Origin of the sequence: Lentzea sp. NPDC102401, assembly GCF_044765805.1 — a bacterium.
Taxonomy (GTDB): domain Bacteria; phylum Actinomycetota; class Actinomycetes; order Mycobacteriales; family Pseudonocardiaceae; genus Lentzea; species Lentzea sokolovensis.
The window spans coordinates 1-12,254 of sequence record NZ_JBIWKS010000026.1 but is presented as its reverse complement, the minus strand read 5'-3'; the positions used below and the strand labels follow the sequence as shown (position 1 = coordinate 12,254).

Below are 12,254 nucleotides of genomic sequence, written 5' to 3'. Positions count from 1 at the left end.
ACCCAACGTGTGAGGCCCGTCCCGCGTGACAGCGCGGGACGGGCCTCATGTGCTGACGGGCCAGGTCAGCCTAACCAGGCCCAGGAAGGGCTACATGGGTGAATAGTGTGCGACTTCGTCCTCGGACATCGGAGTTGATCAAACGGCTGAGGATTCTTCAATCCTCAGCCGTTTTTTCGTTCATGGCGTCAACCGCTGGGCGCAAGGGCGTCCACTACGCCCGATCGGCAATCATCGTCCTCGGCGTCGACATGGCCACCTACAAAACGCCCCACTTCGCCAACGATGTCCCGACTGTGCTCGACGCGATCTCGAGTCGGGGAGAGACCCTCCCTACTCCTGCGAGGAAGACAACCGCGGTTCGCGCTCGGCATTCCCGAACCGGCTGAGGTCGGCCACGGGACGTCATCGTCGCTCGCGCTAGGAGACAGAGATTCCGGCGATTTCCTCGCGTGTCGCGTGGTCCCGGTGAGCGACCGCCTCGCTGCCGAGATCCAATGCCCTGCCGTCACACCAGTTCGTCGAGAATCAGCTCGAACCCTCGTTTGAGGCCGTTGCCCTCCGACCACGCCAGCGCACCGTCGTGCTGGAGACGGCCGACGACCACGCCCGGTGAGATGCCGACCATCTCGGCGAACTCCTCGATCTTCGTGAACGGCCTGGGCCGACCCCGCAGCCGCTCGAAGTCGTACGAATAGCGTGTGGGGATCAACATCTCTGCGGCGAACCGGTTCGCCTCGTCCTCCGCTGGATCCTCGTCGTACTTCAACGGATCCCCATCCAGGAACGTGAGCCGCTTGCCATGCAGGAGAACGTGCCCGATTTCGTGGAAGACCGTGAACCAGAACCGATCGTCCTTCTTGTGCCTGTCCGTCAGGGCGATCAGGACCTTCTCCGGGGTGAGCCACCTGGTCGCTCCCGAGACGTGGGTGCCCCGCATGGCCGGCATGAACACGAGCGCGACACCGGCACGTGCGCACAACGCGGGCAGTTCCGTCAGCCAGGATTCCGGATTCCGGCGGCACAGGGCGCGTATCTCCGGCAGCGACCGGACCAGTTCGTCCCGGCGGAACGGCTGACATTCGACCTGGCGGGCGCGCAGCACCGAGTGGCGCAGCCACACGAGCACCGAATAGTCGTTGGGCTCGATCTTCGCAGATCTGCGAAACGCCACCTGGTAACCCGCCCACAGCTCTTCAGCGAGACCGGGATCAGCGACGCCGAAGAAGTTCAGCAAGCGCCGCAGGTTCTGCACCGACTTCTTCTTGTCCGGCAGGATCTTCCTGACGACCAGTTCCGCCAACGGGAAGTTGTCGAGCCAGTCCAGGTGCTTGCCGAGCTTCACGTCCTCCGACGCCCGAACCGCCTGCGCACGCCATGCAGCCTCAAGCCGGTTCCACGCGACCGCAGGCAAACCGGTGACTCGCTCGAGCACCTCCGCGGTCTCCGGTGTCAGAACCGCCGTGCCCTGGATCATCTGGTTGAGGTGCTTCGTCGAGATCCCGGTCCGGCGAGCCAAGTCGGCCTGAGTGATGCCCAGTTCCTCGAGAGTCTCCTTGAGCGTCTCCCCCGGCGAAGCCGACGACTGAGGGACGTACTCGAGCGGTTCGGCGCCGAGTGTCATCGGATACCTCTCAGATGGTGACTTCCTTGCGTGGTCATGCCGCGACCGCGATGGCCGCCACCACGAGCTCCCGCACTTCGAACTCGTCGAGCCGGCCGTCCGGCAAGATCGGAGGCGGATCGTACCGAGGCCGCACCCGAAGATCCGCGACACGCCCGAGCGCGACGAGCAACGATCCGTCACCGCGCGTGGCGTCCTGCCTCAGCCGCACCGCCGGGAAACGCCGCAGCTCAGCCAGGTGGGAGGCAGCAGAAATCTCCCCGAGGCGCCTGCGCAGGGTCGAGGCCAGCGGCTCGCCGTAGACCTGAGCCCGCTCCCCGTCGTCGTTGCAGACGCGTGCGAGCTCAGAACTATCGAAAAAGATCTTCACCCGACACCTCGGCCTCCTGCGGGTTCCGTACACCCGGAGACACCATGTTAGCCTCTGTCCTGGATGGACGTTTCATGCACCCACTGGGTAAACAGAACTCCTCCGGTACTGTTCGGCGGTCATGCCGTGATGGTCGACATGGCCCTACCTAAGTCTGGAGGTCACCGAAGTGACCGAGAACGAGCGGCACGTCGTGCCGAACAACGAGCGTGGCGGCTGGGACGTCGTCGCTCCCGGATCCTCGCGAGCGAGCAGCCACCACGACACCCAGGCCGACGCCATCGCGCGCGGCCGGGAGATCGTCGGCAACGCGGGTGGTGGCGAGCTGCGGATTCACGGTCGCGACGGCCACATCAGGGACAGCGACACCATTGCTCCCGGCAACGACCCGAACCCACCTCGCGACCGCAGGTGAACGTCCACCGCGTACATCGGACGGGCACCCGTCCGACGTACGCGGTTCAAGTCCCTGCTGACCGCCTCGGACGCGCCTGGTCGCGCCGCACATCCACACAGACATGTCTATCAACCGGAAGGTGCGCGGATGGGCAACGGCACCCCGTCGGCTACGAGGGCGGTCGGGCCCAGGGGCGAGACCCGCGCCGTCCCCGAGGCCGTCGCCCGGCAGGTCTGGGTGAGGGCCGGCGGCCGCTGCACGATCTGCAACCGGTACCTGATGGAGGACGGCGCCACCGGGCAGGAGGTGCCGATCGGCCAGCTGGCGCACATCGTCGGCTGGTCCACCGCCCCTGGTTCGCCGCGTGGCGACCACGACCTGCCCGTCGAGGAGCGGAACTCGGCGGAGAACCTGATGCTCCTGTGCCACGACCAGCATCGAGTCATCGACCACAAGAGCCTGTGGGAGGTGTTCGACGTGGACACGCTGCGCGCGATGAAGCGCGACCACGAGGAACGCGTCCGCAGGCTGACCGGCCTCGATCACGACAACCGCACGACGGTGTTGCGGGTCGTCGGCAACATCCACGGCCGACCGGTCGAGCTCACCTCCTCCAGCGTGACCACGGCGCTGCTGGCGAAGAACCGGTTCCCCGACTGGATCCTGCGCGGCGCCGATGAGTTCGAGATCGACCTTCGCGCCATCCCCGGTGAGCCGGCCAGCAGCCCGGCGTACTGGGCGGCCGCGCGTAGCCATCTGGAAGATCGGCTGAGGCATCTGTGCACGCAGGTGCGCAAGGAGTCGGTGAACCACGTCTCGGTGTTCGCGTTGGCCAGGATCCCCGTTCTGGTGCTGCTGGGTACCTACCTGGACAAGATGCTGCAGGTCGACCTCTACCCAAAGCGGCGCGAAGGCAAGCCGGTCTGGGGCTTCGACGAACTGGGCGAGCCGACCCGTTTCACCTCACATCTCCTGCGGCCGGGCAGCGATCCGTCGCGCGTCGCTGTGCTGTGCTCGATCTCCGGAAGCGTCGACGTCGACCGGCTCCCGAGCGGCGTACGCGACACCCACTCGATCTACGAGCTGCGACCCGAGTCGGCGTTGCCAACGCCTGAGCTCATCAACACCCAGGCGACGTTGGATCGCTTCTCCCAGGCGTGGCGCACCCTGCTGTCGACGATCGAGGTCGATCATCCTGGCGCCCCGGCCATCCCGATCTTCCCGGCGTTGCCTCCGCCTGCGGCCATAACCATCGGCCGCCACCTCCTGCACGCAGCGCATCCGCCGCTGCACATCTACGACCGCATGCCCGGCTCATCCGACTACATCTTCGCCACCAGCACCGAATTCTGACCTGTGCAAGGAGCACCCGTTCGATGGCCGACTCCCCAGAGGAACTCATCTCCCAGCTGCTGACAGGTGGCGTCGAGCAACTCGACATTCCCGACGAGCTTCTGGACAAGACCATCGCCTGCTACGAGGACGTGGGTGAGTCGTTGCTCGACCAGGGCGGCGACCTGTGGTCCGTCCATCCTCAAGGATCGATCACTCTCGGCACCATGATCCGCCCTCCCGACGAGGACGGGGAGTACGACATCGACATCGTCTGCCACAAGGCGATCAGCAAGACCAGCACGACCCAGGAGAAGCTCAAGAACGAGGTCGGCAACATGCTCACGGCCTACGAGAAGCTGAAGACCGACGACGACAGCGACGACCTCCCCATCCTGTCCATCAACGAGTGCCGGCGCTGCTGGACCCTCGGCTACGACGGCTTTCACCTCGACGTCGTGCCGTGTGTGGTCGATGAGGACTACCCGCCGGACAGCATCCTGCTCACCGACCTGAAGCTGCGCCCGTGGCACCACAGCAACCCGAAGGGCTACGCGGAGTGGTTCCGCGACCAGTCCGCCGAGATGATCCGTGCACTGGAAGCCAAAGCCGAGGAGGCGGGCGTCCCCGCGGTTCCGAACTGGACAGTCCGCACCACGTTGCAGCGCATGGTTCAGGTGCTGAAGTGGCACTGCGCCAACCACTTCATCGATGACCTCGACGACCGTCCGCCATCGGTCATCATCACCACCCTGGCCGCCCACGCGTACTCCGGCGAGACGGATGTGTTCACGGCCGCGCTGAACGCCATTACGCGCATGCCGGACCACATCATCGAGGTCGGCAACAAGTTGTGGGTGCCCAACCCGGCCCACGAACTCGAGAACTTCGCCGACAAGTGGAACGAGCCCAACAAGCGCCACGAGAAGTTCCGGTCGTGGCTCGATGTCCTCGCCGCCGACCTGAACAGCGCCGGCGACACCGCCGGGCGGGGCCTCGACCACCTGGTCGACCGGCTCAGTGAGTCCTTCGACCTCGGACTGCTGAGGAAGTCGGCCCAGCGCATGGGCCTGGAGGCCAAACAGTTCCGCGATGCGGGCAAGCTTGGCATGTCCCGCAAGGCGGGCGCGCTCATGGCGACGAGCGCATCAGCTCCCCCTATCTGGAAGCACACCTTCCATGGTCCGACGCAGCGGTAGGGCGGTCCTCACCGCGGCACAACACGCGTTCGGCATCCGCCGGGCGGTCAGCGGCAGCCGCTGCCGCATCCGGCGAGGTGTGCTGACGTGCATCGTGGACCTTCAGCCCACACCCGTGTCACGCCGGTACACCGTCAGGATCACCCACCGTCCGCCTCTCGATCCGGTCGTCGAGGTCATCACACCTGTTCTGCGTCTGCACCCCGGCGCGCAAGGACTACCGCACGTCTACACCGACGGCAGGTTGTGCCTGTACGAGCCCGGCGAGTGGAAGACCGACATGCCCGTCGCCGGCAGCATCCTGCCGTGGGCCAGCGAGTGGCTCTTCCACTACGAGATCTGGCTGGTCACCGGTGCATGGACAGGCGGAGGCGACTGGCCGAGCGTTGATCAGGAGGGCCTTGGTGTGGCCATCGCGTGTAGCGACACGGGGCGGGCAGGCCAGCCGGCCGCGTCGGTGACCGATCCTCCTGCTTCCGTTGCGTAGTAGGTGATCCGCCTACCACTCAAGAAATGGAGCGTGCGCGTCACCCGCGCACCGTCGTCGACCTCGTTGATCGAGTTCTGATACGGCCATCGCGTTCGGCCTGGGACGGCTCGGCCACCTTCGGGACGGAGCGGCTAGGCCGACGACGACGATCAAGCCTGTGCGGTGCTCCGGCGGGCGACCAGGAAGGCTCTAGGCCTGTGGGAGGCAAACGCGGTCTAGCGAGTCCTGATCTGACCATCAGGCTGCCTAAGGTACGCACTCGTTGATCAAGTTGCCGCGTACTTGCCGGCGACGCGCCCACGGTCTTGACCGGGCCACGCGAGGCGGTGAAGGGCGTGGCGTTCACCCCGGACGGTGCCCGGATCGTCGCGGTGGCGACGATGCACGCCTGGAAGGTTCGCCCGCGCACACTGCGGCGGGATCTTCACGACGTCGATCCCGGCGTCATGGACCAGCAGTCTGACCTGTACATCAAGCTGGGTAATCGGCCGCCACCCCGGCGCGTTCGGGCGCCACGAAGAGTGATCAGCCGCAGAATTTCTCGGGCGGCACGGCTTCGATGCTGTACGGGATCGTGTTGAAATTCGACCGAACCGCGCTGCGGTACCGGAGGCCTGCGAATCGGGCGCGGTCTTCAGCAGTCAGCTTGTTGTCCCGGTCCTCGGACGCGCAGATCGACGGCGCGACTCGGAACGGTTGACCGTCGCGCTTGAGGATCTGCGTGCGCTTCTCGCCACCGATCTCGTAGTCGAAGGCAATGTCGAACGAGTACGCGGCACGCATGGCCATGAACGCCAGCGACAACGACTCCTTGTGCCCGTCGGTCAATCCGATGCGCTTCTCCTCGAAGAACGCCCTGCCCTTTGGCGACTGCTCGTCGACGATCCTGGCCATTGGGTTGACCTCGTCGAGCGAGAACACCATCCGCAGCGCGTCGCCACCCTGACTGCCAAAGTCGACCACGTGACCCAGCGGCATCTGCTCCATCTTCGTCAACGGCCGGACGTTGAATAGCGTGATCTCCTGGTTGCGCAGGCCCTCCACCTCCACCTGCAGCACGACGCCGCGCAGCATGAACGCTCCCGAGTCAAGCCACGCCTTCTGCATTTCCTCAGGCCATCCGAGCAGCGGCCCAGGCCGGGTGTGCTCGTCAGAGGGAAGAGTGACATCGGTGGGTAGGACAGCGGACCACCCGCCGCCAGGGCGCCCCATGTTCAGCAAAGTGATCCGGAGATCCGTGCCTGGCCGGAAGAGATCACGCACCTCGTCACCGATGCCCTGGGGGTGGACAGTCTGGGTGAAGACACCCGTGAACGCCGCGCTCACTAGGGCCGCGACCGCCGCCAGCACGGCGCCGACGATCCACTTCACTGCGCGGCGCCGCCGTGGCTCCTCCTGCTGCTGCTCGGTTTGCCGCCGGGCCACCTGCCGCCGCCGGTTCTTGCCCATTTTCACCATCCTAGTGAGGGAACCGCGCCATGCCAGGGCAGTGCGCGCCAGCCTGTTCTTGCAGTGACGCCGGCATTTCGGCATCCGTGATCTTCGTGGTGTGCACGTCTGCTTTGCGCAGCACACCAGACTGGTCTGGCACGTAGGTGGTCTCGTGCAGCACGAAGCCAGCTGGCCGCAGGTCGGTGGCGCTCCAGTCGGCGTATGCGAGGCTGACGCGGATGCCGGCGTCCATGCAGGTAAAGCCGGAGCTCTCGTAGATCGCCTGACCGATCGCGACTTCCTTCAGATCACCGTCGATGAGGTGGAAGGATCCGTCGGCGTACTCGTACATCTGGATAATCGTGGTATGCGCGCCGTTGCTGAACGGCACGAACAGCTCGGCCCGTCCGTCTCCGGTGATATCGGCTGCGCCAAGCCACTGCACGGCGGTCATCTGCTGGGGCAAGATCGTGCGGACGGTCTTGTCCCCCAGGTCAACATCGGCTGTCAGTGTGAGCGTCCCGGCGCTCGGCCAGGACTGCGAAACGGACACCTCGTCAGCAGCGCCGTCACCATCGAGATCAGCGCGGGCCGTGCCGATCACCATCGTGCCGCCGACCTGTGCCAGGCACACGGCGTCGGACGGCGCACACAAGTCGTCGGCTACATCTCCTCGCCCGAACGCGGCTGGTGCATCCACTGCTTCAACGCCGTCAGCGACGTGCACCCGGCGGTCGCCGTGCCGGAGTTCAAGGACCGCGTCCGCGGAACCCGAGTCGCGCAGTGTGGCCACCGCGCTGGCCCCGTCGGTCAACAGACGCACGCTGAACAGCAGTTCGTGGGAGACCTGGGTCCAGCGCCCACGATCGAGCAACCATTCGCCGGTCGAGTCCAGCATTGATCGATCGCCGTCACATGTCTTCGCATGCACGGCCGAATGAAGCCGGTTCTCCTTGTCCCACCACGTAGACAGCACGTTCACACTCGCGGCTACGGACGTGTCCTTCGGTTCGGCCGCGGTGAAGTCGGTGCCCACCAACGCGTTTCTGTCCGGAACGGCAACGAAGACCTCGCCGGCGCTCTCGCACTCACCGGCCTTCCCGAACGCCCCGATGATCGCGTGGATCGTGCGCCCCTCGACGTCGCCCGTCTGGACGGCCTCACGCAGGCCGCGGTGAAACGTTTTCCCGTCCCGGCCGGTGCGCCGGTTGTTCCAGCTGCCAAGGCGTTCCGACTTGCCATCCACGCGCACTCGGTAGTAGGCCTCGGTGTTACCGTCCACACCCATCAGCAGCGTCTCGTCCGCCCCAGAGAACAGCGCGACGTAGCGGAGTCCGGGCAGCATGTCCGGAAGCTGCACCGGTGGTTCGTCACGCGCGAGGTCGAACCGCAGCAACCCACCGAAGTACGAGTCGTCAGTCCAGCTCTCCGAACGTTCCGCCACTAGCACTCTGCTGCCACTCATCGCCGCAAGAGTCGTGCAGCGCAGGCACTTCAGGGTGCGGACCCGACCTTCGAACACATCCACGACAATCAGTTCGCGGTTCTTGTCGCCGGTCAGGAATGCCGCTCGCCGCCCGTCGGCCGTCCACACGACACGGCTGAGTTTGCCGTTCTGCGGCCGGGACCACCGAACGATCGCCTTCGCCCCCCGCATAACGACGACCTCGTTCGAGGTGACGTAGGAGTAGACAGCGCCGCTGACCGGCTGCGGCTCACCGGCAGAACAGACACCTATCGCAAGCAGGAGCACAGCGACGATCAGCCTACTCGCCATCAGCGACTCCTCTCCGGCCGGTACCCGCCATTTCGGTCCCATCCGATCGGGTGTTTCACCGTCGGACGCACTGCACCCGAATGGCGCAGAGCGGTAACGGATCGCGGAACAGAACCTATGGACACCCCATGAGAAAGGGCCTGCTGCTCTCAGGTTTCACACTGATCGTCGTGCTGTCGGCGGCGATCGTCGTCGTCCTGCCGCACCATGAGCAGACCACGCCGCCTGCCACATCGCCGATCGCCACCTCTGCCCCGCCGTCCGAGGACCCACCAGCCGCGACCACGAAGGTGGTCATGGTCGTCGCAGTCGACCCAGCGGGCGAGGCCGCGCGCGACTTCACCCTCGCCGCAGGCAGTCAACCCGTGTCGGGGTGCGGCAGATCGCACGTCTCCGTCGGCACGGACGTCGTCGCATGTGGGCCGGCCGCTGCTGGTGCGGACGTGTGCTGGGTGCAGCGTGACCGCCGAACTCTGTTGTGCGGTACAGATCCTTGGGACCGAGTGTTGCGCCGGGTCGTCTCGGACAAGCAGGTGCCACCTGTACCTGCCGCCGCAGACGCTCAGCCGTGGGCACTGGAACTCACCAACGGCGCCCATTGCAGAGTCCGCAACGGAGGTTCGTGGGGCGGTCGCGCAGACGGCTACAACGGTGCCTACTACTGCGATCAGAAGGGGCAGTACGTGCTGGTGCGGACCGGCCCGGTGGTTAACCGCGACGATCCATTATGGACCGTTGAATTCGGTCCGCTCGGTGCGCCGGACGAGAACTTCCCGGCGCCGGCCAAGGTTGGTGTGCTCACCGCCTACTTCGCGGGTTCGGCCTAGTACTACAGCCGCATGGCGTGATCTTGGTCGATGTCGTGGCGACGTGAGACGGCCACCGTGATCAACTTCGAGGTGTGTTGGGACTCGAAGCGAAACGGTGGCCACGTTGCCGATCTTAGACCTGGACGCGTGGCGGGCCGGGTTCGACGACCTGTTCGCCCGGTTCGCAGGCCGGTTCGCGCAGGTCCAGACCCGCAGGCGGGCAAGAGCTTATGTGCTGGGTCTGCTGTCGCGGACCGAACGCAAGAACGGTGGACCCTGGCCGAGCAGGCAGGCGAGGACACCCCGGACGGCATGCAACGCCTGCTCAACCACGCGGCGTGGGACGCGGACAAGGTTCGCGACGACCTGCGCGGATATGTGGTGGACCATCTCGGGAACGAGCAGGCAGTGCTGGTCGCCGACGAGACCGGGTTCCTGAAGAAAGGCATCAAGTCCGCCGGCGTGCAACGGCAGTACTCCGGCACCGCCGGACGAATCGAGAACTGCCAGCTCGGAGTGTTCCTGACCTACGCCTCCCCGCACGGACGTGCGCTGATCGACCGCGAGCTCTACCTGCCCGAGGCCGGTTGGTGCGCTGACCGGGACCGATGCCGGGAGGCCGGGATCGACGACGAGGTCGAGTTCGCGACCAAGCCCGAACTGGCCCGACTCATGCTGGAGCGGGCAGTGGACGCGGGGGTGCCGTTCTCGTGGTTCACCGCGGACGAGGCCTACGGCCAGAACCCTGGTCTGCGGTCCTGGCTGGAACAACGCGGTATCGCCTACATCATGGCGATCCCGTGCACACAGCAACTCCCGACGGCCGCGGGGAAACGACGGGCCGACATGTTGGGCCGGCTGGTGCCGAAGACGGCCTGGCAACGCCGCTCCTGCGGCGACGGCGCCAAGGGGTCACGGCTGTATGACTGGGCACTGGTCGACGCTGGCGATCACCACAGTCTGCTGATCCGCCGCTCGCTCACCCGTAACGCCAAGGGCGTCCACGAGCTGGCCTACTTCCTCTGCCACACAACGGATCCGGTCCCGCTGGACGTGCTGGTCCGGGTGGCCGGGACCCGGTGGGCGGTCGAAGAATGCTTCCAGGCGGCCAAGAACGAGGTCGGCCTGGACCACTACCAGGTCCGCAAGTACGGCGCCTGGTACCGGCACGTCACCCTCGCGATGCTCGCCCACGCCTTCCTCGCGGTCACCGCGAAGACACAAAAGGGGGCTCTGCAGACCCCGATGACGGCATGATCCCGTTGAGCGTCAACGAGATCAGGCACCTGCATGCCACCCTGACCTTCACCCCGCACCCGCGTTCACACACCGAGGCCTGGTCACACTGGCGACGACGCCGCCAACACCGCGCCCGGCAATGCCACTACCAGCGACGACTCAAAGATCACGGCCTGCGGCTGTAGTACTAGGAGATCCAGAGTTGGTCGCGGCGAGGACGACGGAGTGACAAGGTGGATGTAACCACTGCGAGGCACCACATGGAGCGAGCCATCGCGGAGATGTGGCAATCCCCGAGTACAGCCAGAATCGGTGTCGTCTTCGCCCGCGGCGACGAGGTTCTGGTGGCTGCGCACAAAGGGCAGGACGGCCATCGCCACGCAGAGGTCATCGCACTGAACATGGCTGGCGCCGCAGGGATCGATCTGCGGGGCAGCACCGCGTTCGTGACACTGAGCCTTTTTCATCCTGTGGCGGCCTCGTAGTTCTGTAGGACGTGGATGGCTTTGGCCAGTCGGCCGGCGCGGCGGGGACAGCAGCGGAGCTTGCGCAGTACGCGCCAGGTCTTGAGCTGGGCATTGGCACGTTCGCCGGGGCCGCGCAGGCGGGCGTGGGCGCGGTTGGCGTCCTTCTGCGACTCGGGCTTGTTGCGGCCTTTGTACGGGGTGATCACGTGCCGTCCGGTCTCGTCGTAACCGTGGTAGCCCTTGTCACCCAAGGCAATCAGCCCGGCGGTGCGCAGGGCGGCGAGGATGTTCCAGATCCGGGCCGCGGCGGTGTCGTGGGTGCTGCCAGGCAGGTCACCGGACACCCACAGGATCGTCCCGTCCGGCGACGCGATCACCTGCAGGTTCACCCCATGCATCTTGTGCTTGCCCGAGTAGAACGGGCGGTCGGCGGCGATCCTGTCGATCGGGATCAGCGTGCCGTCGATCACCACGTAGGCCAGGCCCTGCCGTTTCGCCTTCCGCAGCGCGTCCCGCAACTTCGGGGGCCGCTGGGCCAGCAGTTCGACGGTTTCGTTGACGTAGCGCCAGCACGTCGTGGTGGACACCGCGAACCCGGCGCCCACGTCGGCGAAAGTCTCGCCCTTGCGCAGGTACACCAGCACCAGCAGTGCCTGCTGTCCTGGGTTGAGCTTGCGCCACACCGACCCGACCTGCTTGCGGTGAGCGCGAACCAGGCCGGACACGAAGGTCAGGGTCTGATGTGACAACGGAAGCGCAGCACGGTAGAACAACACGTGAAGCCCCTGGGTGCGGAACGATCTTGGTCGAAAGCTCTGCTACCAGGGGCTTCGCCACGTCCGGGCACCGACACGCCGAGCATTGCTGGTTGCAATCGGCATCCCTTGCGCGCCAACGCATCCAGGTCAGGATGAAAAGGGCTCACTCCAACGACGAACAACGTCGCGAAGAACCAGCCCAAAACCTGGAGCGCGACGCTCCAACCCACGAGCCAGGCGGAAGCCACACCGTTTCGGAAGTCGCAGCGCATCCTGGCGTTGGTGTTGATGAGGGGCAGCGAGATATCCGCTGCGAGCCGGACAGCATCACCCTTGCTGCACAGCTCCGGACTTGGCGGAC

General features: G+C 65.8%; 12 protein-coding genes and 1 pseudogene. 7 read left to right on the top strand and 6 right to left on the bottom strand.

All coding sequences use genetic code 11. From position 1 onward, the window contains the following. Positions 1 to 508: 508 nt before the first annotated feature. A complete protein-coding gene (locus ACIRG5_RS47385; protein WP_402918039.1) occupies positions 509 to 1,624 on the bottom strand; it encodes an ImmA/IrrE family metallo-endopeptidase in 1,116 nt (371 codons plus the stop codon). A 34-nt stretch (positions 1,625 to 1,658) separates the two neighbouring features. Beyond that, on the bottom strand, positions 1,659 to 1,994 hold the full coding sequence (locus ACIRG5_RS47380) for a hypothetical protein (RefSeq protein WP_402918037.1): 336 nt from the start codon (positions 1,992 to 1,994) through the stop codon (positions 1,659 to 1,661). A gap of 169 nt (positions 1,995 to 2,163) precedes the next feature. On the opposite strand from ACIRG5_RS47380, the gene ACIRG5_RS47375 reads away from it, so the two are divergent. The 4 genes from ACIRG5_RS47375 to ACIRG5_RS47360 all read left to right on the top strand — a co-directional run bounded on the left by ACIRG5_RS47375 (position 2,164) and on the right by ACIRG5_RS47360 (position 5,409). Further along, positions 2,164 to 2,409: a DUF2188 domain-containing protein gene (locus ACIRG5_RS47375; protein ID WP_402918035.1), complete on the top strand. Its 246-nt coding sequence runs from the start codon at positions 2,164 to 2,166 to the stop codon at positions 2,407 to 2,409. Positions 2,410 to 2,538: 129 nt separating this feature from the next. Continuing rightward, positions 2,539 to 3,744 carry an SAVED domain-containing protein gene (locus ACIRG5_RS47370; protein WP_402918032.1) on the top strand — a complete coding sequence of 402 codons (1,206 nt, stop codon included), beginning with the start codon at positions 2,539 to 2,541 and terminating at the stop codon, positions 3,742 to 3,744. Positions 3,745 to 3,767: 23 nt separating this feature from the next. After that, positions 3,768 to 4,922 carry a nucleotidyltransferase gene (locus tag ACIRG5_RS47365; RefSeq protein ID WP_402918029.1) on the top strand — a complete coding sequence of 385 codons (1,155 nt, stop codon included), beginning with the start codon at positions 3,768 to 3,770 and terminating at the stop codon, positions 4,920 to 4,922. Then, the gene (locus ACIRG5_RS47360) at positions 4,903 to 5,409 is read left to right on the top strand and encodes a hypothetical protein (RefSeq protein ID WP_402918026.1); all 507 of its coding nucleotides are present in this window, start codon (positions 4,903 to 4,905) and stop codon (positions 5,407 to 5,409) included. Before ACIRG5_RS47365 ends, ACIRG5_RS47360 begins: the two co-directional genes overlap by 20 nt. 528 nt (positions 5,410 to 5,937) lie before the next feature. On the opposite strand, the gene ACIRG5_RS47355 is transcribed toward ACIRG5_RS47360, so the two are convergent. Together ACIRG5_RS47355 and ACIRG5_RS47350 are read right to left on the bottom strand one after the other, a co-directional pair. Then, positions 5,938 to 6,861: a hypothetical protein gene (locus tag ACIRG5_RS47355; protein WP_402918023.1), complete on the bottom strand. Its 924-nt coding sequence runs from the start codon at positions 6,859 to 6,861 to the stop codon at positions 5,938 to 5,940. A 10-nt stretch (positions 6,862 to 6,871) separates the two neighbouring features. Next, positions 6,872 to 8,620: an FG-GAP repeat domain-containing protein gene (locus ACIRG5_RS47350; protein ID WP_402918020.1), complete on the bottom strand. Its 1,749-nt coding sequence runs from the start codon at positions 8,618 to 8,620 to the stop codon at positions 6,872 to 6,874. 128 nt (positions 8,621 to 8,748) lie between these two features. Between ACIRG5_RS47350 and ACIRG5_RS47345 the strand changes: the two genes are divergently transcribed. The 3 genes and pseudogenes from ACIRG5_RS47345 to ACIRG5_RS47335 all read left to right on the top strand — a co-directional run bounded on the left by ACIRG5_RS47345 (position 8,749) and on the right by ACIRG5_RS47335 (position 11,153). Beyond that, positions 8,749 to 9,447 (top strand): hypothetical protein, encoded by a 699-nt coding sequence (locus tag ACIRG5_RS47345; protein ID WP_402918017.1) that lies wholly within the window; start codon positions 8,749 to 8,751, stop codon positions 9,445 to 9,447. A 112-nt stretch (positions 9,448 to 9,559) separates the two neighbouring features. Beyond that, positions 9,560 to 10,897, top strand: a pseudogene (locus tag ACIRG5_RS47340) (IS701 family transposase). A gap of 31 nt (positions 10,898 to 10,928) precedes the next feature. Then, the gene (locus ACIRG5_RS47335) at positions 10,929 to 11,153 is read left to right on the top strand and encodes a hypothetical protein (RefSeq protein WP_402918014.1); all 225 of its coding nucleotides are present in this window, start codon (positions 10,929 to 10,931) and stop codon (positions 11,151 to 11,153) included. On the opposite strand, the gene ACIRG5_RS47330 is transcribed toward ACIRG5_RS47335, so the two are convergent. Then, positions 11,132 to 11,911, bottom strand: coding sequence for a transposase family protein (locus ACIRG5_RS47330; protein ID WP_402918011.1), 780 nt, complete (start codon positions 11,909 to 11,911; stop codon positions 11,132 to 11,134). The two genes, ACIRG5_RS47335 and ACIRG5_RS47330, sit on opposite strands and share 22 nt — an antisense overlap. Beyond that, the coding region (locus ACIRG5_RS47325) for a hypothetical protein (RefSeq protein WP_402918008.1) at positions 11,866 to 12,254 on the bottom strand (389 nt) is incomplete at its 5' end. The genes ACIRG5_RS47330 and ACIRG5_RS47325, both read right to left, overlap by 46 nt.